The 20,623-nt window shown below is 35.9% G+C and carries 22 protein-coding genes and 2 tRNA genes; 10 read left to right on the top strand and 14 right to left on the bottom strand.

What is annotated here, in order from left to right; all coding sequences use genetic code 11:
- Nucleotides 1–4 precede the first annotated feature (4 nt).
- Nucleotides 5–754, top strand: a complete 750-nt coding sequence (recO, locus tag CIN_RS04655) for a DNA repair protein RecO (RefSeq protein WP_008853906.1) — start codon at nt 5–7, stop codon at nt 752–754.
- Between the two features lie 15 nt (nt 755–769).
- On the opposite strand, the gene CIN_RS04650 is transcribed toward recO, so the two are convergent.
- Entirely contained in the window at nt 770–2,875 is a 2,106-nt protein-coding gene (locus CIN_RS04650) for an FUSC family protein (protein ID WP_008853905.1), read from the bottom strand.
- Nucleotides 2,876–3,074: 199 nt separating this feature from the next.
- Here CIN_RS04650 and CIN_RS04645 point away from each other — a divergent pair, with 199 nt between their 5' ends.
- From CIN_RS04645 to CIN_RS04630, 4 genes are all read left to right on the top strand, one after another.
- Nucleotides 3,075–4,163, top strand: a complete 1,089-nt coding sequence (locus CIN_RS04645) for an aldose epimerase family protein (RefSeq protein ID WP_008853904.1) — start codon at nt 3,075–3,077, stop codon at nt 4,161–4,163.
- 521 nt (nt 4,164–4,684) lie between these two features.
- Complete coding sequence (locus tag CIN_RS04640; RefSeq protein ID WP_040363788.1) at nt 4,685–5,161, top strand: kinase inhibitor; 477 nt, start codon at nt 4,685–4,687, stop codon at nt 5,159–5,161.
- Between the two features lie 45 nt (nt 5,162–5,206).
- Nucleotides 5,207–7,357 (top strand): Hint domain-containing protein, encoded by a 2,151-nt coding sequence (locus CIN_RS04635; RefSeq protein WP_245527821.1) that lies wholly within the window; start codon nt 5,207–5,209, stop codon nt 7,355–7,357.
- 105 nt (nt 7,358–7,462) lie between these two features.
- A complete protein-coding gene (locus CIN_RS04630; protein WP_040363787.1) occupies nt 7,463–8,368 on the top strand; it encodes an alpha/beta hydrolase in 906 nt (301 codons plus the stop codon).
- Nucleotides 8,369–8,390: 22 nt separating this feature from the next.
- On the opposite strand, the gene galK is transcribed toward CIN_RS04630, so the two are convergent.
- From galK to galE, 3 genes are read right to left on the bottom strand one after another with little or no spacing between them, the layout of a single operon-like run.
- Nucleotides 8,391–9,539, bottom strand: a complete 1,149-nt coding sequence (gene galK, locus CIN_RS04625) for a galactokinase (protein WP_008853900.1) — start codon at nt 9,537–9,539, stop codon at nt 8,391–8,393.
- 3 nt (nt 9,540–9,542) lie between these two features.
- Nucleotides 9,543–10,583: a galactose-1-phosphate uridylyltransferase gene (gene galT, locus CIN_RS04620; RefSeq protein ID WP_008853899.1), complete on the bottom strand. Its 1,041-nt coding sequence runs from the start codon at nt 10,581–10,583 to the stop codon at nt 9,543–9,545.
- A 23-nt stretch (nt 10,584–10,606) separates the two neighbouring features.
- Complete coding sequence (gene galE, locus CIN_RS04615; protein WP_008853898.1) at nt 10,607–11,620, bottom strand: UDP-glucose 4-epimerase GalE; 1,014 nt, start codon at nt 11,618–11,620, stop codon at nt 10,607–10,609.
- A 139-nt stretch (nt 11,621–11,759) separates the two neighbouring features.
- Between galE and CIN_RS04610 the strand changes: the two genes are divergently transcribed.
- Entirely contained in the window at nt 11,760–12,545 is a 786-nt protein-coding gene (locus CIN_RS04610; RefSeq protein ID WP_050798337.1) for a L,D-transpeptidase family protein, read from the top strand.
- Between the two features lie 22 nt (nt 12,546–12,567).
- Here the strand turns inward: CIN_RS04610 and CIN_RS04605 are convergent.
- The 5 genes from CIN_RS04605 to CIN_RS04585 all read right to left on the bottom strand — a co-directional run bounded on the left by CIN_RS04605 (nt 12,568) and on the right by CIN_RS04585 (nt 13,958).
- Nucleotides 12,568–12,644: transfer RNA gene (locus CIN_RS04605), tRNA-Arg, on the bottom strand.
- Between the two features lie 8 nt (nt 12,645–12,652).
- Nucleotides 12,653–12,958: an NADH dehydrogenase ubiquinone Fe-S protein 4 gene (locus CIN_RS04600; RefSeq protein WP_008853896.1), complete on the bottom strand. Its 306-nt coding sequence runs from the start codon at nt 12,956–12,958 to the stop codon at nt 12,653–12,655.
- 56 nt (nt 12,959–13,014) lie between these two features.
- Nucleotides 13,015–13,092, bottom strand: a tRNA-Pro gene (locus tag CIN_RS04595).
- A gap of 69 nt (nt 13,093–13,161) precedes the next feature.
- Entirely contained in the window at nt 13,162–13,632 is a 471-nt protein-coding gene (gene gpt / locus CIN_RS04590) for a xanthine phosphoribosyltransferase (protein ID WP_008853895.1), read from the bottom strand.
- Nucleotides 13,629–13,958, bottom strand: a complete 330-nt coding sequence (locus tag CIN_RS04585; RefSeq protein WP_008853894.1) for a hypothetical protein — start codon at nt 13,956–13,958, stop codon at nt 13,629–13,631. The genes gpt and CIN_RS04585 overlap by 4 nt, the downstream gene beginning before the upstream one ends.
- Nucleotides 13,959–14,132: 174 nt before the next feature.
- On the opposite strand from CIN_RS04585, the gene CIN_RS04580 reads away from it, so the two are divergent.
- Nucleotides 14,133–14,747, top strand: coding sequence for a hypothetical protein (locus tag CIN_RS04580; RefSeq protein WP_040363786.1), 615 nt, complete (start codon nt 14,133–14,135; stop codon nt 14,745–14,747).
- A complete protein-coding gene (locus tag CIN_RS04575; protein WP_040363785.1) occupies nt 14,744–15,151 on the top strand; it encodes a hypothetical protein in 408 nt (135 codons plus the stop codon). Before CIN_RS04580 ends, CIN_RS04575 begins: the two co-directional genes overlap by 4 nt.
- On the opposite strand, the gene CIN_RS04570 is transcribed toward CIN_RS04575, so the two are convergent.
- From CIN_RS04570 to CIN_RS04550, 5 genes are all read right to left on the bottom strand, one after another.
- On the bottom strand, nt 15,148–15,990 hold the full coding sequence (locus CIN_RS04570) for an outer membrane protein (protein WP_008853891.1): 843 nt from the start codon (nt 15,988–15,990) through the stop codon (nt 15,148–15,150). The genes CIN_RS04575 and CIN_RS04570 overlap by 4 nt on opposite strands.
- Before the next feature lie 92 nt (nt 15,991–16,082).
- Nucleotides 16,083–16,508 carry a hypothetical protein gene (locus tag CIN_RS04565; RefSeq protein WP_040363784.1) on the bottom strand — a complete coding sequence of 142 codons (426 nt, stop codon included), beginning with the start codon at nt 16,506–16,508 and terminating at the stop codon, nt 16,083–16,085.
- Nucleotide 16,509: 1 nt separating this feature from the next.
- Nucleotides 16,510–16,923 carry a hypothetical protein gene (locus CIN_RS04560; RefSeq protein WP_008853889.1) on the bottom strand — a complete coding sequence of 138 codons (414 nt, stop codon included), beginning with the start codon at nt 16,921–16,923 and terminating at the stop codon, nt 16,510–16,512.
- 53 nt (nt 16,924–16,976) lie between these two features.
- Nucleotides 16,977–17,435 carry a hypothetical protein gene (locus CIN_RS04555; RefSeq protein WP_139016931.1) on the bottom strand — a complete coding sequence of 153 codons (459 nt, stop codon included), beginning with the start codon at nt 17,433–17,435 and terminating at the stop codon, nt 16,977–16,979.
- A 3-nt stretch (nt 17,436–17,438) separates the two neighbouring features.
- Nucleotides 17,439–17,912 carry a hypothetical protein gene (locus CIN_RS04550; protein ID WP_008853887.1) on the bottom strand — a complete coding sequence of 158 codons (474 nt, stop codon included), beginning with the start codon at nt 17,910–17,912 and terminating at the stop codon, nt 17,439–17,441.
- A 182-nt stretch (nt 17,913–18,094) separates the two neighbouring features.
- Between CIN_RS04550 and CIN_RS04545 the strand changes: the two genes are divergently transcribed.
- Together CIN_RS04545 and CIN_RS04540 are read left to right on the top strand one after the other, a co-directional pair.
- Entirely contained in the window at nt 18,095–19,882 is a 1,788-nt protein-coding gene (locus CIN_RS04545) for a S1 family peptidase (protein WP_008853886.1), read from the top strand.
- Nucleotides 19,879–20,622: a hypothetical protein gene (locus tag CIN_RS04540; protein ID WP_008853885.1), complete on the top strand. Its 744-nt coding sequence runs from the start codon at nt 19,879–19,881 to the stop codon at nt 20,620–20,622. Before CIN_RS04545 ends, CIN_RS04540 begins: the two co-directional genes overlap by 4 nt.
- The last annotated feature ends 1 nt before the right edge of the window (nt 20,623 follow it).

Here is a 20,623-nt window from a genome sequence, read left to right as displayed (position 1 = left end):
GCTCATGCTTGAATGGGCTTCTCCATCTATTATTCTAAGCACACGCCATTATGGTGAAGTCGATGGGATCGTTAGTGTCTTATCTATCGATCAAGGGTTATATCGTGGCTTAGTCCGAGCAATGGGGGCTCGTAAACAATCCTCTACATGGCAAATGGGTAATTTCATTGCAGCTGAGTGGTCAGCAAAATTACAAGATCAGCTGGGACATTTTAAAGGCGAACTCGTTAGAGCAAATTTTGCCTCTCTAGCTTTCTTTCCATTTGCATTTTCTATTTTATCTTCAATTTGTGCTGTGGCAGAAGGTAGTTTGATAGAAAGGCAACCAGTTCCAGAAATTGCACGGTTATTATTTAAAATTTTAACCTACTTAAGTTTAGATCCTCAAGAAGCAGAAGAAAAAGCATTTTCTCAATTATTGCGTTGGGAGGTTCTATTGCTGGCTGAGTTAGGTTATGGATTGGATTTTTCGGTCTGTCAGGAATATGGAGCGCAAGAAACCTATTGGGTTTCGCCTAAAACAGGTAAGGTCGTTATAGAAGCAATGGCTGGAGAGTGGAAACCTCGCTTATTTCGATTACCAGCTTTGTTTATTGATGATACAGATCAAGGAACGCATCAAGATTGGTATGATGGATTATTGCTTACTGGGTATTTTCTAGAAAAGCATGTTTTTTTTCTAAAGAATAGGCCTATTCCTAATGCAAGAATATCTTTATTGGAAAGAGTAAAGAAACTTTTGCCAAATGTATAATGGTCGATTTATATATCATTCTATAAATAGTCTAGATCGATTTGTGATGATAATAAAATCCTCATAATTTTTTAACTGGCTTTTAAGAATGCAGAGCGAAGCCAGTATATGAACATATTCCTTTTTACTCTCTTGTTGTTGAATATAATCAATGAGTTGATAGTATAATAGATGAGTTTTCTTTTGATTAGGGTGTCTTGTTCTAATTGCCTTGCATAAATCTTTGAAAAGTCTTTTGAATTCTTTAGAAAGCATTTTATTATCTGTAATACATAAGCGTATTTTGATCAGTTGAATACCAATAGAGATGGACGCTAATGCACCAAAAAAATACTGATTTTGCTCTTCTTGAGGGCGCTTTGTGATATGTCTTAACATATAAACTAGGTTACAACTTTCTGCTGCAATCCATTCTTGTGTGGAAGGGATTTGACGGACATTCCATGTTAATTGCTGAACATTTTTAATGAGTTTTTTGCAAGCAAAATAAGATTCATTTTTATCTGAAAAAGGAAAGATCAGAAAGGTTGTTAAGGTGATAAAAGCGGCTGACATAAAAACGCATAATGCCATATTAAAGTAAGTGGTCTCGTTGATAATATGTTGATTATTATATTGAACCAGCACAAAAAAGAAAATGCTATAGGCAATTGTATTGATACGCATGACTCCTTTGGATACAGCAAGCCCAGCGACTACCATACAAATTATTAGAAGATAGGCAAGGCCATCTATTGTATAAAATTTAGGAATAAAAACAAAATTGATTAATGAGGTTACAAAAATTGCAAAACAAGTGCCTTTAAAAAAGCCAATAGAGACTGGTCTGGGAAGATCTGTGAGATGAATGATACAAGATAAAATACAGATAAAGAGGATAAATAGAGACCCGTTCTCCCATGCTGTAATTTCCCAAATAATGCCTCCGATAAGAATAGCACTAAATATTCTTAACCATGTATAGAATGCTTTGTAGAAATTTGTATAACTATAGATTTTAGAATAAATAGATTGGTTAGGACGAATATGTGCATTAAAATGTTGAAAGAGTAATTCTATTTCAGTTAAAATATCATAGATGATTGCACAATGTGTAAAGTAGAATTCAGCCTCTTTAGCAGAATTATTTTTATCTGGATGAATAAACGTAGATCCTAACTCTTCAAGTTTTTCATAAAAATGTTGTTGAATTTTTTCAAATGTATTGGTTAAGAAAGACGTATTATGATGGGAAATAATAAGTTTAGGGAGTTCAATAAAAAAAGCAGATAGCCGATTAGGTAAATCGCCTAGTTGTTTATGAGTTGGAGAAGTTTTTAGTAAGTTTTCTAAGCAAAAAATTTTAATTAAAATACCATTTGCAATCGATAATGTCATACGTCCGTGAGCACCTAAATGGCTACGAGATTCAGCTGCTAAATCAACAAATTCAGATTGTTGGTTAAGATCATAAATATTAAGAAATATAGATTTATTTTTATTGAGATTATCGTTATTGCCAGCAAAGAAATTTGAAAACATTAGACATGTTGTATTTACATTTTCAGTAAGTTTTTTTTGCAACCACTCCACACGAATATGAAGTCTATCTCCTACACAGATAGAAGAGAAAAGTTTTTGAAGAAAGACACCGAGAATGACATAAGATCCTCTTGAGAAGGCAACATCAAAACAACTATTGGGGTTGGAAACTGAGTCAAGAGCGACTAAGGCGCCTGTAATAGCAGCCATTCTAAACGCATGCACACGAAAATTACTCATAAAACGAGACATAAAGCAACATCCCGATACCCACATACCGACTAATATAATAAACAAAGCTGGTTGTTGGGGAAAGGCGGCAACAATCAGTATTCCTGTGATTGCCCCAATAAGCGTTCCGACAATCAACCAATGTGCTTTTGAATCATTTTCTTCTGGAGTGGCAAGAGAAACTACCCAAACTGTAATTGCAGCCCAGTAAGGGGAATCAAGTTGCATCCAAAAAGCAATATATAGCCCGACAAAAGCAGCAGCAGAGGTTTGTAATGCAAAAACAATAGCTGATGGAGTAGGCGCATACAGCCATTTTAGATTTGATAAATGTGAATTTAATGAGGATCGTTTTAAAAATGAAAACATATATTAAAATATCATTAAAAAGTAGTTGTCACCTAAGTTAACATATTTTTGTTAAGACAGTAAAATATTCTTCATGTTTTTAAGTTTATGAAATAGATTAAATATCACTTTAATGTGATTGAAATTATATAACGATAATTTGAAAAGATGAGTCATACTATTCTTATTTTATAATGATTGTAAAAAAGGAAAAGCGATCATGGGTAATAGCCAATTTATTGTAAATGAACGTGTTTATGGAAAAACAGCAACTGGTGAGGTTGTTAAGGAATTTACTTTAAAGAATGCAAATAATATTGAGGTTAAATTTATTACATATGGTGGTGCCATTACCTCTATTATGGTTCCTGATAAACATGGTCATTTTGAGAATGTTGTTTTAGGATTTTCAACATTAGAGCAATATGAAAATGATCCAGGGGCTAGACCTTACTTCGGTGCTCTAATTGGGCGTTATGCTAATCGTATCGCAGGTAAATTCTGTTTGGATGGAAAAGAATATGCTCTTGCTTTGAATGAAACGCCTAATTGTTTACATGGTGGTCTGGTTGGTTTTGATAAACGTATATGGCAAGCAGAAATTTTACAACAATCTGATGAACAAGTTTCTGTGCGTTTGTCACTAGAAAGTAAAGATGGGGATCAAGGGTTTCCTGGAAATTTATCAGTTCGTGTTATTTATAGTTTAAATAATAACAATGAATTTACAATGCATTATCAGGCTCAAACAGATAAAACAACAGTCGTTAATTTGACTAACCATAGCTATATTAATTTAGCAGGTGAGGGTAATGGTTCTATTGAACATCACCGACTACAATTATTTAGCAGTCATTATACGCCTGTTGATAAGAATATGATTCCTACTGGTGAAATTGCTCCTGTTGCGAATACTCCAATGGATTTTAGACAAAGCACACATATTGGACGTCATATTCGTGATGATTTTGATCAGCTTTTCAAAGCTATTGGATATGATCATAATTGGGTAGTAGATGGTTATCCTAATGAATCTGCTCGCCCAGCCGCGGAATTGTATGATGAAAAAAGTGGTCGTAAATTAGATTTATTTACTACTCTTCCTGGCATGCAAGTTTATACGGGGAATGCATTAAAAGGGAATTTAAAAGGATATTCTGGGAAGGCTTATCGTCAGTGTGAAGGGATTGCTTTTGAACCTCAATATTATCCAGACAGTCCTAATCATGCAAATTTTCCTTCAACAGTTTTAAAGCCTAATGAACTTTTTGATGAAAAAACAATTTATCGCTTTTCTGTTGTTGCATAAGTGACTTAAAGTTAAGTTTTTCCGCTCTAAGCTTTGTTTTAAAATAAAGCTTAGAAGCTTTATTTTTTCTCAATAAGCTATTCACAGTAGAGAATATCAGCAATTCATTCTTCTTTTCTATTTCTTTGATGCCTCTGAAGTTGCTTTTACTAATGCAGTAACGATAACAATATATTTTTTGCCTTAAAAAGTTAAATAATGCATGATCTATATTCAGAAATAAGGCTGAGGTCTTACTCCAAGAGATAGATAGCTTGGATCTAAATGAATAGAAAAGACCTTACCAATTATAAGAATGCTTTCTGAACCTTTGATATTCATCATTGATTCTGCAGTTTTATATACACATAGATACTGATATTTCTTACATTTTTATACTAATATTTTTTAGTATAATGATATGAATTAAAATCAATGACTTAAAAAATAAAGTGATGAAAAACAAATAATTGATTAATTATTTTGAATATAAAGGTATATTATCACAAAAGATTTTCATTAAAGTAGCAAAGGATCAAAGAATGTTTAGATTATGGAGTAACTCCTATAAAGATGGAGATATGATGCCGAAGGCGCAGCGTTTTAATGGGATGGGTCAAGATGGAGACAATTTATCGCCTTCATTATTTTGGGAGAATGCTCCACAAGGAACTAAAAGCTTTGTCATTACGTGTTTTGATCCTGACGCGCCTACGGGATGTGGATGGTGGCATTGGGTTGTTGCGAATATTCCCGCAACAGTAACTCATTTAGAAGAAGGAGCCTCTAGCAAAGGTATGCCAGAAGGCTCTATTCAAGTTCGTAATGATTTTAGTTTTTATGAATATGGCGGAGCAGCTCCACCTCCGAGTGTGAAACATCGTTATATTATGACTATACATGCACTAGATGTCGAAAAGCTTGATATTACGAAAGATGTTTCTCCAGCTTATGTTGGTTTTAATGTGCATTTTCATTCTTTATGTTCTGCACAACTAACATGTGTCTTTAGTGCGTAAGTTAATTAAACAAATAATAATCAAGGAGAAATAAACGTGGTTGATATGACGGTAAGTTCAGGAACATCACAACAATCATATAGTAATGAGCCTATGAATAGAGCAGGTACAGTTTATAAGACAATTGCTAAAGGAGAAACCTTAACACTTGATGCATCTGCTTCTGCTGTTAACATTATGATTAATAGTGGTGGTAAAGTTGATAATTATTCAGGTTTTACATCTAATGTAATTATTAATAGCGGTGGTATGATGGCTACGTATGGTCGTGATAGTCCAGTTGGGCCTTGGGAAGCATCATCTTATGACGTTACGATTAAAAAGGGTGGGATAGAATATGTAGGTACTAATCTTACACAACAAAATGGAGAATATTCAGAATCCTACAATGCTCAGATTTATGGCTCTCAAGTTGTTACAAATCGTGCAGAAGCAAGTAATGCTGTTATATATAATGGCGGAAAACAAACAGTAAAAGTGCAGGGTGGTACTGATCATACCACTATTCTTAGTGGAGGCATTTTAATAGCTGTTTCTCAAGGTTTTGTAAGTAATACGAATGTTTCTAACGGGGGTAAACTTATAGGATATTCTGGAGGTAATATTTGGAATACAATTGTTAATAATGGAGGTAATTTAACAGTTTCTAGTGGTGCGAATTTAATTACTAGTAATTTATATGGCATGAGTGGGGCGGTAACGTCGATTGGTAGTGGTGGGCATTTATTTGTTTCTAGTGGAGCTACGATATTAGGGGATATACAACTGGGAGATGGTGGTTATGCAACGCTTGATGCTGGGATCAGTCAAGCTAGCTATTATTCTGCAGGTAATGTTCTTTATACAGGCGGGACTATTAATCTTTCTGGAAATACGAATGGTGGCTTAACGATCACTGGTTTAGAGAATGGCGGAACGCTTGTTACCAGTATTACTGGTTTTGACGGGACAGGCCAAGGCAACTCTGATGTGATTAAGATTGCTGGTGTTCAACAAAAAGATGTTACAAGCGTAGAAGTTAAAGGTAATTCTGTTAATCTTACGTTAACTAATAATAAAGCAATCATCTTAAATATTGCTGGTGCTGAAAAAATTGGTTATTCATTAGGAACTGCTGCAGATGGTAGTCTTACTTATGAGGTCTGTTTTTTATCTGGTTCTTTAATAAAGATGCTTGATGGGGAGCAATTGATTGAAGATATCCGCATTGGCGACGAAATTATGACATTTGATTATGCATCTAATCAAGAGGTTGCTAGTCGTGTTAAATGGGTAGGAAATAAAAAAGCTACGGTAAAACCATGGTTGCCTGATGATGAGGCAGGTTATCCAGTTCGTATTGTCAAAGATGCTGTTTCAGATGGTGTTCCACATGAAGATTTGTTGATTACTGCAGAGCATTGTTTATTCTTTGACGGACGGTTTATTCCTGTACGTATGTTAGTTAATGGCTCTACAATTTTCTATGATCATTCTATAACTGAATATACGTATTATCATATTGAAACAAAAAAACATTCGGTTATTACCGCTAATGGTATGTTAACAGAAAGTTATTTAGATACAGGAAATCGCCATAGTTTTAAACAAGATGGTGATTTTGTATTATTTAGTAAACCATCAGTAATAAAGTCATGGGTACAAGATTCATGTCATCCTTTGACGGTGGAACGCTCAGTTGTTGAACCAATTTATCATCAAATTAATGATCGTGCCATGGTGGCGATGGGAAAAGATATCGTTGTTTCTCATAAAACATTAACTAATGATTCAAAATTACATTTAATAACGCCATTAGGTCAGGAGATTTATGCCTTCTCAGAGACTAATGGAAAATATTTATTTAATATTCCAGCAGGTATAGATACAGTCAACATAGCTTCGAGAGTTAGTCGTCTTTGTGATACGATAGGACCTTTTGTTGATAATCGCCACTATTTAGGGGTTGAAATTGCTGATATTCTTATTATGACAACGAATAGGGTTTATAAAATAACAGATCATTTGTTTAAATCTAATTTATCAGGATGGCATGCACTAGAGAAAAAAGTATCATCTCGTTGGACAAAAGGTTATGCTGTTTTACCTTTAAGTAATAAAAATGCTTCGGATCGAGTATTGTCGCTTCATATCGTCTCTTCAAATACTTATTTTATAGAAGAAGAGAATGAAGAAATTATTGAAAATATAGCTTAATGATTTATTAGCCTTAATGAGGCGGTAGTTCAAAATTTTCAAATCAACTTTGAAGATAATATATACCATTGATATGATAAATATTTACTGTAAGGGCTTGATCTTATGAACCGCCGCCAATTTTTAATGGCTTCTGTAACTGCAGGTTTACTAGCGGGTACTGTTAAATCAGCAGCATCTAAACCTGCATATCAAGAAAAAACGATGGCATTATGGTCAGATATACCTCCTGGAGGTGGTGGGCCACGGGGCAAGTTATTTATATCCCCTAAGGGAAATGTCAGTAATATTGTAATACCGACGCTAACGATCTTAACGCCATCGCAGCCAAATGGTCATGGGGTATTAGTTGCTGGTGGTGGTGGTTATAGAAATATTGCAATTGGGTTAGAATCTCGTCCAGCAGCAGAGTGGTTAGTAGCTCGTGGTTATACTGTTTACATTTTGACTTATCGTTTGCCAGGCGAAGGTTGGAAAGACGGAAACTTAGTATCTTTGCAAGATGCTCAACGTGCATTACGGATTGTGCAGCAATATGAGAAAAAAGTCAGTGTGTTAGGTTTTTCAGCTGGTGGGCATTTGATGGGAATGGCGGTACTTCGTCCTCATTTTGAATCGTATCCTCCACAAGATACATTGGATCAAACACCAATTATAGTTGATAAAGCAGCACTAATTTATCCAATTATTACTTTGGAAAAGCCTTACACGCATACATCAACTCATAATGTTTTAGTTGGAAAAAATGCAAGCAATGAAGAAGATATCGCATGGTCAGTGCAAACTTATGTGACCCCTGACTCTCCACCTTTTTTCCTAGTTCAAGCAGATAATGATCCTATTGCAAAACTTCAAAATATATTGATTATGGAGCAAACTTGTCAGGAAAATCATGTGCCTGTTACGTTGTATCGTTATCCAATAGGTGGGCATGGTTTTGCATTGGGTAAGCCAAATACGCCAGCAGCTGCATGGCCAGGTCATTATGAAGAGTGGTTAAAAAATAGCTAAGAAACTATTTTTTGTAAGATTATTAAGAGATTTTGCCAGCACCATTCATAGCATGGCAAAGATAAAAGCTTTCTTTTAATCCTGTTTGAGTGTGATATTGGTTTTCAACAGCTTTACGTACTTGCTCAACCATTTCGTTAGGAACAAGAGCAACAACACAACCACCAAAACCGCCACCTGTCATACGGACACCACCTTTGTTGCCGATTTCAGCTTTTACAATGTCAACCAAGCAATCAACGGCAGGAACTGTGATTTCAAAATCATCTTTCATGGATAGATGACCAGCTTGCATAAGCTCACTCATTGTCACAATATCATTATTGGTTAAGGCTTTTGCTGCATTAATTGTGCGAGCATTTTCAGTGATAATATGCCTTGCTCGACGATAGACAACGTCGCTCATCTCGTCTTTATGTTTCTCTAATAACTCAATCGTAGCATCTCGTAATTTAGAAACATTTAAGATGCTCGCTGCTTCTTCACATTGTTGACGACGTAAATTATATTCACTATCTACCAAGCCATGTTTAACATTACTATTAATGATAACAACAGATAGATTTTTTGGCATTGAAATAGATTTTGTTTCTAAGCTACGACAATCAACGAGTAATGCATGATTTTGCTCTCCAAGTGTTGAGATGAATTGATCCATAATGCCACAATTCATTCCAACGAATTTATTTTCTGCTTTTTGGCAAATCTTAGCGAGCTCTTTGGGATCAATAGATAAATTATAAAGGGTTTTGATCGTTGTCGCGATGGAAACTTCCAAAGCAGCAGAGGAACTTAAGCCAGCCCCTAGAGGGACATTCCCATGAATAATTAAATCAACACCTGTAAAGTTAGGATGTGTTTCTTGAACATATTTAAACACACCACGTACATAATTTGCCCAACCATGCTCTGATTTAACAATAGGTTGATCCAGTTGAAAATGATCTTTGCTGTTAAAATCAATCGCAATAATATTGACGAGATAGTCAGATCTTTTTTTGCTGGCAACAATCGTGCTGTAATCAATAGCACAAGGTAAAACAAAACCATCATTATAATCCGTATGCTCACCAATTAAATTAACACGACCAGGGGCTTGGATTAAGAGTTCAGCAGAGTATCCATAATGTTTTTCAAATTGATTTAAGGCTTCTTTGGTAAGTTCTCTCATGATCTATGCTTCTTTATAATGGATATTGCTTAATACGCGAAGGCGTTCTGCTGCTTGTTCTGGGGTAATGTCTCGTTGTGCTTGGGCAAGCATTTCATAGCCAACTAAGAATTTCTTAGTTGTTGCTGAGCGTAATAGGGGCGGATAGAAATGAGCGTGAAGTTGCCAATGATCGTTTGGTTGTTCTATAAAAGGAGCACCATGCCATCCCATCGAATAAGGGAAAGAGCATTGAAATAAATTATCATACTTTGTGGTGAGTGCTTTTAGAATAACGGCTAAATCTTCTTGCTGTTTGGGAGAAAGCTCATTTAAACGATGAACAACTTGTTTGGGAAGTAAGAGGATTTCAAAAGGCCATACAGCCCAATAAGGAACAAGCGCAACCCAATATTCTGTTTCTACGACAATACGCTCTTTCATCTCTAGTTCTTTTTGAACATAGTCTATCAGTAATAAAGAGCGATGCTTTTGATAATAGTTTTTTTGATGTAAATCTTCAGTTTTGATTTCCTGAGGAATAAAATTGCTGCTCCATATTTGTCCATGAGGGTGAGGATTGGAACATCCCATCATCGCACCCTTATTTTCAAATAGTTGAACCCATTTGTAAGTTTTCCCGAGTTCATTTAATTGTTCTATCCATGTTTTAACGATGTCTTGAATAGATGAAACAAGCAGTTCGGGTATGGTTTTGCTATGATCTGGAGAAAAGCAAATAACCTTACAACATCCTTGCACGCTTTCTATCTTAAATAGAGGATTATCTAATGTTTGATAGGCAGGTGTATCGGGAAGTAAGGCTGAAAAATCATTCGTAAAAACATAAGTCGAGGTATAATTAGGGTTAATATCGCCAGTTATTCTTTTATTTCCAGCACACAAATAACAGTCAGGATCATGAGTAATGACTTCTTTATGCACAGGAGGCTCTGTTTGTCCTTGCCAAGGTCGCTTAGCTCTATGAGGAGAGACCAACACCCATTCATCCGTTAAGGGATTATAACGTTGATGTGGATGATCAACAGGATTAAATGAAATCATTGGATCTCTCCTTTGTTAGAGTATTAGACAAAACCTTTTGGATTTTGACGTTGCCAATTCCAAGAATCTTTGACCATATCATGTAGGCTTAGCTTAGTTTCCCAATGAAGTAATTCTTTTGCTTTATTTGCATCTGCCCAATAAGCAGGTAAGTCACCAGCACGACGTGGTGCAAAGTGCCAAGCCAGTTTTTTACCAAATACGTCTTCAAAAGCGGCAATTACTTCAAGGACGCTGTTTCCATGACCAGAACCAAGATTAAAGATATGTGAGCCGGTTTGCTCTTGATTATACTTTAATGCTGCTAAATGTCCGTCTGCAAGATCCATCACGTGGATATAATCACGTACACAAGTACCATCTGTGGTTTCATAATCTTTACCAAAAACAGCAAGAGATTTACGCTTGCCAATAGCAACCTGTGTCATATAAGGCATAAGGTTATTGGGAATACCTTGAGGATCTTCTCCCATTAACCCAGAAGGATGAGCACCAACAGGATTAAAGTATCTTAATAATGTAATCGACCAATCAGGTTCAGTAACAATTAAATCTTGTAAGATTTTTTCAATAAAAAGTTTACTGCGCCCATAAGGTTGTGTTGGTTCGCCAGTTTCCATTGTTTCAACATATGGAACAATCGGTTGAGTGCCATAAACTGTTGCTGAAGAGCTGAAAATTATTTTCTTTACATTGGCATCTCTCATGGCTTCAAAGAGAATTAAAGAGCCATAAACATTACAATCATAATATTCTAAAGGTTTATGAACTGATTCTCCAACAGCTTTTAATCCAGCAAAATGAATAACGCTATCAATTTTATTCTCTGAGAATATTTGCTTTAGTAATGTTTTATCTCGGATATCGCCTTGATAAAACTGTGGTTTTTGTCCTGTAATTTCTTGAATACGGTCAAGAACCATTTCTTTACTGTTGCAGAGGTTGTCAATAATAACAGGTTCATATCCTTGATGAATTAATTGGACACATGTATGGCTACCAATATACCCACATCCACCAGTAACTAAGATTTTCATTCTCTAGAGACCTTTTATATAAGAGATAATGACTAGATTTTGTTAGGAATTATATATTTAAATCAAAATTATTCAAATAGCTTCTTTTTGATAAGCTATAGTATATGATCGGTATGGTTAATATTTTCAGGATTTTTGCATGAGTAAGAAATGTTTCCTTTGTCTATCTACTGCAATTTTAGGAGTGACTGTATTATCGGCATGCGCAGTTCAAGATAAGAGAGAGTCTGAAATTTCATGGAAACAAAATCAGCAAATGATTTTAGTTCTATCTTCTGATTGGAATGCTAATCAGGGTGTATTGTTAAGATTTCAATATAAAAATCACCAATGGATACCTATAGGAACTTCTTTTCCTGTTTCTTTGGGAAAGAATGGGGCAGCATGGGGCGAGGGGATAATATCTCCTTTAGTGCATGATGGTATCATAAAAAAAGAAGGGGATATGCGTAGTCCCGCTGGTATTTTCCAAGTGGGATATAGTTTCGGTTATGCACAAAAATTTAATGATGCTAGCTATCCTTACAAAGCGTTTACAAAAGACGATTATTGTATTGATAATAGCCAATCCCCTTATTACAACCAGGTTGTTGATCATCAACAAATATCTTTTGATATTACTAAAGATTCAACGGAACCAATGCGACGTGATATTTATTTAAATGGAGATCAATTATATAAGCTGGGGTTTGTGTTAGGTTACAATCCTAAAAATACTCCTAAATTAGGAAGTTGTATTTTTGTTCACCTAAGAACACAGAGTAATGCAACAACGGCAGGCTGCACTTCTATGGAAGAGAGAAATATGAAAAAGATATTAAGTTGGCTAAAACAACAATATCATCCTGTATTTGTTTTATTACCTATGAAAGCTTATCAACAACAGAAAAAAATATGGGATTTGCCAAATATAAAAATATTATAGGATTTGAACAGTAAATAATTTATGGTGCGCCCTGCTGGATTCGAACCAGCGGCCCACAGCTTAGAAGGCTGTTGCTCTATCCTGCTGAGCTAAGGGCGCTTAATAAATTAATGCGTCCAGTTCATCTTACGATTACTATGGAAGTTATCTTCATAATCCTTAACAACGTAGCGTGTTGTTCCAGGTTCTTCTATATCATAAGCAATAGACTTACGTAGAGCATAATCAATTGCTTGTTCTTTAGTTTGAAAAGAAATGCTAACCTGTGTTTGCGTATCGCTACTACCGACCCAACCTGTAACTGGGTCATGAGAGCGAGGAGAGGATTGTCCAAAATCAAGAACCCACAAGTGACGAGCATGCCCTGATTGAGTTGCCTTTTTGGCGCGTTTATAAATACGAGCCTTTGCCATGTAATCCTCTTTATTTCAAAAAAAAGCTCTAACTTTGATAAGTTAGAGTTTATTAATGGTCGGGGAGCCCGGATTCGAACCGGGGGCCTCTTGTACCCAAAACAAGCGCGCTAGCCAGGCTGCGCCACACCCCGAATGAACACTTATTTAGCTGGTTCCGAAAAAGAACGCAAGTGTTTTTTATTAAAAATTTTCATTTTTTTTTATTTTTGATTTTTTACGAGGGGTGGAGCAAAGGCTGGAGCAGAATCCCATGGAAATAAAATCCATGTATCTTGTTGAACTTCCATAATAAAGTCATCAGTGCAAGGTTTTCCAGCAGGTTTTGCATATAAACAAACAAAATATGCTTTTGGAAGTAATTTACGGATTGCTTTTGCCGTAATCCCCGAATCAACTAAATCATCAACGATTAAGAATCCTTCACCGTCACCTGCAACGGTTGGTGATTTGATGATTTTCAATTCACCTTGTTTTTCCTCATCATAGCTGATGATTGAAACAGTTTCGATGAGGCGACATTCTAACTCACGAGCAATAATTGCTGCGGGCACCATTCCACCTCTGGTAACGGCGACAATTCCTTTGATTTTTTTATTGCTAAGGCGTTCACAAAGAATACGGGCATCTCGGTGAAGTTGATCCCATGAAATGGTCAAATATTGAGTTGTCATGAAAAAAGGGAACCTCCGTTAGGGATACAATGATCAGGTTGAATGGGGACATAATGTCCATGAGTATCAGGCATACAAAGTAATATTGTATTTAGTGTTTTGATATTTTTTTTATATTCAGGAAAGTTAATAATGGCACAGACATGTTTTTCCAAGAGGGATTCCGCACGAATATGCGGAGCCGTATGTAATACGCATGTTCTGATCCCTATAATTGAACCAAAATTTACTTTTAACAAATAACTTCCAAGAGAGGAGTTAGCTGTAGCATCAATAATAGTGCCAGCACGAATATCAAAAGAAAATGAAGGAGAAGGATTTGCCATCGTTAATCTTAATATGAAGTGATAATGAAAGGTCTTAACCTATAAAAAAATAACGCAGAAAGAAAGTAAATATATAAAGAATATTTTTTCTTTATAAAATTATTTTATTTTTAATTATGCTGATATCGTTTATTTTAGTATTTATTCGATAAACGCGGATGGAATGTATAAAACATGCTGAGTATGCAAAAATATTTTAAGACTAAATCTTATTTTGGAGTAAGTATTTTCTTTTTATTTTTGCTGTCCGGTTGTGGATTAAGCTCTACTCCGAAATTAGATACCGTCACCATGACACCAGAGCGATTAGCTCGACAGTCAATGCAAACGCGTTTTTTCGAGATCGATCAACCCGATACATTAATTCGTGCTGCGATGAATGTGATTCAAGATCAGCATTATACGATTCGTGAGGCAAATGCACAAGCTGGAATGATCTTTGCGGATCAAACCAACGAGTTAGGAGCCCCGGTTCGTTTGTTTGGATTTCCAATTGCGGGAGGAGGGATCGGAAGCTCTTCTACTGGCTTTGGAGTATCCTTTGGGCCTTTTTTATCTTTTGGGGATAGTCCTGACATTCCTTATGTACAACGTCAGATTGGATCGATATCGGTTGTGATTTATCCTGTTGCTGATAAAAAGGGATATGAGATGCATGTGTCTGTGGAGTTACGTAGTTTCTTAAATACAGGCATGCTGAACGAAGTCTGGCTGATTAAAGATGCAACAATTTATCAAAAGTTTTTTGAATCGGTGTCTAAAGCATTATACTTAGAGGATCATCCATGAATAAATTTAACTTATGTGGCAGTTTTTTAAGTATCATGATGCTTCTTGGCTGTAGCACCTCTTATTCTCCTGAAGATTTGCAATTAACGAAAGCACCACCTTCACAATTAAGAGTTATGCAAAGCAAGCAATTTAGTCAAACAGATCAAACAATATTGTTGCAATCTGTGATGAAAACATTGGCAGGTTTAGATTTTCAAGTGATTCGTGTGGATACGCAGCTGGGTTTAATTGAGGCAATGCAATTACAAAATGATCATATTATGCAGGTAAATGTTATTATTGAACATTTACCCACAAATGGCAGTATCATTCGTATGAACGCACGATATAATCAATATCCTGTAGAGGATCCAAATATATATCAACGTTTCTTTGAAACATTGTCCAAGAATCTATCTTAGAAATTATAAGTTAGCCCAAGCATCATGTCTTGGCTTACTACTTTTGTTTTTGATTTCTCATAACCGCCTATGTAATAATATGCTGTAGAGCCACTCCATGTAGTCATGGATGATTTTCCTGCATCTAAATATCGGTAGCTAAAATCTAAGTCAAAATCTTCATTGATTTTATATCGAACCCCAGCACCGGCATTCCAAGCAAAATTATTTGCGGTACGTGATTTTCTTGATTTTGACTCTGAATAATTAATTGGTTCATCAGAGGTATCATATATTGTTTCTGAATTGTTGAGTATTGATGTGTGTTTAAATGATCCTAAACCAACGCCTGCCATAATATATGGGGTAAAAGCGGATTTGTTTTTAAAATCATAAAAAGCGTTAAACATGAATGTATTCAATTGAACTTTATTATTAACATGTTGCTCATCAGTTGTTTTTGCCATCCAAGAGTAATTATAGGTTTGGCGACCACTGAGGTAGTTAGAGCTGTCTCTCATGCGTGCCATTACATCAATTTCAGTACGTACTGGAACATGAAAATAATTATCAAAATTATAACCAACAGCAATACCGCCACCTAATCTTGCATTGCTATGTGTACCATTGGCTTTACCATCATAACTATAATTATAAAGATCATATGAATCAGTATTGGTATTAGACATATAATATTGATAACGTCCCAAATATTTTTGGTTTTTTTGTTGTAAAACAGAAGCTCCAACTTTCCCAGTCACATAAAATCCACTTTTATGGTCTGTATTTTCAGCAAAACTATCGGGGGCACAGAATAAAGATAAAGAGGAAGCACAAACAATATAAAGCGGATTTTTCATGACAATATTCCAAACAAAAATAAAGATATTTTGTTTATATAATATTTTGCCATAAAGAATAAGGGGTGGGGAGTGTTTTATTACGAGTGTGACTAATAAATCGAATTGGTATTTAAAAACGAGGCTTGGGATAAATGATTAAAAAAATCCTGATAGAAAACAGGATCATTATCCATTGGTATATTATTTCGACGTGCAGAAACTCGAACAATCATTGAATGAGGTTGTGGTTGTATATTAACGGTTATTTCTGTTACGTTATCTGCAAATTGTGTTGCGTTAATAAAACCGATTTGATTATCAATACGTCCAATAATATAACCCATATCTTGTAAAGTTGAGGCTATATTTTGAAGCATTTTAGGCATATTCGTTGTTTCAAAAGAACGTGTTTGGATCGCTCTAAGAGACAATGTTTGAGAGGTTTGAGCAAATACCGAGGGTATAGGAAACGCCAAAGCTACTCCACAAAGAATTGTAATGAATGAGTAATTAAGACGTTTATAGTAAAGAGACATCTTAGAAATTACTATATCGATAAGAGAAATCTCTAACTTGTTTTTGGTCGTTAAATTTAACAATCAAGGTCAATGTGCGTTGAGAAACACTGGTTGTGTTTGCACTATTATCTAACCCCAAGAGTAAGATCGTTGCCCATCCACCTGATTTTGTATGCGCACGCATGGTAGAAATACGGTCATAAACCCATACTTCACGGCGTTGATCATCTGTTGTGACAATATTAGGAGGGCCAAAAGTTTCAATGACGGCAGCACTACTCATTCCATTATGAAGCTGACTTTCAATGGTACCTAATGTTAAATGAGCATCAGCATTTTGAGCTGCTTGTACATCATTGATTTGTTTAGGTGCAGATTGGCACGCAGTAAAAAGAGTTAAAATTGGAAAAATCGCATATTTTAAAGCACGCATGGGTGGCTCTCTGAGAATGTAAATAATTATGATTTATTTTAAGATGAAATAGATTAATTAGAAAGATTTTCTTTTTGTAAAAATAAAGATTTAGATAAAGGATCAAAAAATTCTTTTTGATAGAATACAGGATCCATGATGACTTCATATCCTGTTTGGTTATTACTGAAAAAACCATTATTGCCAACAAAATGTTGCGCATTGGCACGAACAGAAAATTGTTGCTTTCCTGTAGGATAAACAATCACACTAATTAAAATATCACCATCACGTTGCGCTGTAATTTCTGCATTATTACTATTGGCTCTGACGATATTATATCCTTGATCTTGTAAGGTTGCTAAAACAGCTTGTAACAAGACATTTTGATTTGGCGCATTAAACGAACGTGTTTGATTTATTCTTTTTTGTGAAGCAGGTGTCGGCGTAGAGGCATTATTATCTGTACAAGCCGTAACACATAATAATAAACTCATTGAGATGACTGTTAGAGTTGATGATATTTTATTCATAATCTACAAAGCTTTCTTTAATTGAATCGCATTGGAAAATGCTTGAAAGAATTGTTGATAGAGCTTAGGTGTTTTCAGCATTGTGGATTGCCGAGGGAGTTGTCCTGCAAGATTAGCACCTTCTTCACCCGTATAAAAAGGGGCAGTGCTGAGAGATAGTCTCGCCGTTATTGTATTATTTTTGGTTGGATCAGGAATTAACGTCAAGGTTGCTTGAATAATCATATTATCATCAGGACGCGTTTGGTTTGCTTTGATAAACCCCAACGGTGCAGAAGTCTCGGTAATAATAAATCCTAAATCTTGAAAAGTGGCCAGACCAACCGCAATGGCTTGATCTTTACTGAGCTCTGTAAATTCTCTTGTTTGTAAAGAACGTATGGCTAGGGAAGGTAATGGCGTATCTTGTGCATAACTGATGCTCGTTATTGAACAAAAAGTAAGCGTAAAAATCGAGGCAAATTTATATAATTTCATTGGTAAGGATCTTTATTTTATCAATAGCACCTGAAACGTATTGTAATCGTAAACTTTAGATTATCAAGTCTGTTATTTATCAATAGTTTTAAAGGTTTTTTAGAGAAAGGAAGAGTGCTTGGCAATAGGGAAAGAATAGACTAAAGTAACAATAATTTTGTACTATTTACATTGAGAATATAATGGCGCTCTACCTTCTTGGAAAAACAGGCTTTCATTCATCAGAAGATTTTGTCATTAATGGCTGTTCTATTTATGAACAATATGGTCAACTGACACAGATTTTACAAAAACATTGCCCGTCTATTTATTTAGCTGAACCGACGATTACTGATAATAAAGATCCTGAAAGTTCGTTTATCAGTTGGTATGCTGATACCAAGACAGAGCCTACGATACCACTTGATAGTCAGCAAAGTTTGATTGATCAAAAACTTGCTGATGCAGTAACGTCTTTATCTCAAGCTTATCCTGCCGGGAGTGCCGAAAGCACATTATTAAATGCAGCTTTGCACGTTCAAAATAAACAAGATATTCTGATTGCAGATGATAAAATTGTTTTAAAAGGATGGGGAGTCAACGCTTCATCAGGTAATGATGCATCAGGTCTATCTCTTTTCCCATTATCACCAGTAACGCCAGAAACAAGTAATGATCAAAATTCTGATCCTGTATCCAATTCAGCCCAACTATCTGCAACAAACACGATAATACCTCCAACGACAGGAAATATAATGAATGCTCCTAAGCGCTCTATGGGAGGAATGCCGGTATTTTTAACGAGATTAGTCGCTGCAATTTTGTTCTTTATTATTGGGTTATTGTTGGGATGGCGTATTTTATATGCAGAGCGCCCGACTAAAATTGCAAAAGTTCCAGTCATGGAAGCTCAAGATCTTGTTCGTAAAAAGCCAGAAATAGATCAAAAGAATAAAGTATTAGAAGATGAAATTAAAAAGTTAGAAGACTTATTAAAAAATCCTCCTTGTGATTTAGGCAAAAATAGAGGTGCGCCAGAGTTAAATAAAAGCCTTGATAACTCTTCTGCACCGATGAAATCAGATGGTAAAAATTTCCAAGGAAGCCTGCCTGATTTATTGGAAAAAAGCACAGTCTTTATTTTAGTTAAAACAAAAGATGATAATGGTGAGGATGCGATTGCTGCGGGCAGTGGTTTCTTTGTAACGCCAGATACAATTGTTACTAATCGTCATGTTGTCGAAGGCTCAGACGGAACTGTCCTTGTAACGAATAAGACCCTTGGCCAATTTAAAAAAGCACATGTTGTTTCTATTAGTAGCCCCTCTAGTGATGTCAATTCATTTGATTTGGCTGTTTTAAAGGTAGAAGATGCACCACCTCAACAACCTTTAAGTTTTTCTTTGGAGGCTCAACCTTTACAAACCGTTGTAGCGGCAGGTTATCCTGGCATTATTATTCGTCAAGACGGTGCTTTAAAACGTCTTGCTCAAGGAGATGTGAATGCAATCCCTGGTGTTATCTTAACAAAAGGCGAGATTAATGCGATCCAAGAAAACTCCAAAGGTGAGAAAATTATGCCTCATAGTGCAGCTGTTTCACCAGGAAATTCTGGTGGCGAGTTAGTCGATTTATGTGGACGCGTCGTTGGGGTAAATACCTTTGTAACAATGGATAGTGAAACTTCATCTCACAGTAATTATGCTCAAAAATCAGATTCAATTGTGAAGGCATTACAAGGGGCAAATATTCCTATTCAAGTCCAATCTGGAGCTTGTAAAGACGGCATACCAACAGGAAATGTAGACGGAGATAAACAACCAGCAGCAGCTCCGAATACAACGCCTACAAAAGACGACAAGACTCAAGGAAGTCAATCAACACCAGATCAGAAAGCAGACGCAACGAAACCTAAAGAGGATACAAAACAGCCTGCGACTACGGAGCAAAAAACAGAACAATCCTCTACTTCTCAGGGAGATAAGCCATGAATTTACAATTTATTCCTGGGAAACCTGTTACCACAACAAATTTTAATTCGGTTCAACCGCTAGGTGTTGGTGGGCAGCTCGTTTTAGAACAATGGGAAGTATTGTCTCAAATTTTAAAGCATGGTGTGAGCCCTCAATGTGCAGGATTATTGCTAGAGCCTGTAATTGATCGACAAAGAGGTGAGGTCGATTGGTATTTACCTTCTGATTTGCAGTCAGCTACAACACCATCTGTCTCAAGAGATGTGCTTTTACAAAATGCTCACTCTTTAATTGCTCAAGGCAAGCAATTGGCTCAAACAATGGCACAGTCTTCTGATGTTGTGCAAAGACAAAAAGGGGCGTTATTAGAGCAAGCATTAAGCTATCCAACAGATGATTATATTATTGAAACACCTTATGGCCCAGCATTGGTTGCGTGGGGACATCAATCTAATGAGGCTGAAAATAAAGGGGGAGTTGTTTCAGCAAAAGGGGCTCAGCAAGGGAATAGATCGATGTCTATCTTGCCTGCGCCAATGTTGCCAACAAAAAATCAAGGAATAGTATCTTATTGGCCTTGGTTGTTGGGGCTTTTATTATTGTTACTCTTGGCTATTCTTCCTTGGTGGGAAGGGTTAATTCCCGTTCAATATTGTCGTTATTACTGGATAGGTCCATTAATTCTATTGTTACTCTTGCTTCCTTTAATCGGAATAGCAGCCAGAAAGCGTTCTTTGTCTGCCAGAGGAAACATATAGA

This window comes from Commensalibacter intestini A911, assembly GCF_000231445.1.
GTDB lineage: Bacteria > Pseudomonadota > Alphaproteobacteria > Acetobacterales > Acetobacteraceae > Commensalibacter > Commensalibacter intestini.
The sequence above is the reverse complement of the archived record's forward strand: the minus strand, read 5'-3'. Positions and strand labels throughout refer to the sequence as shown.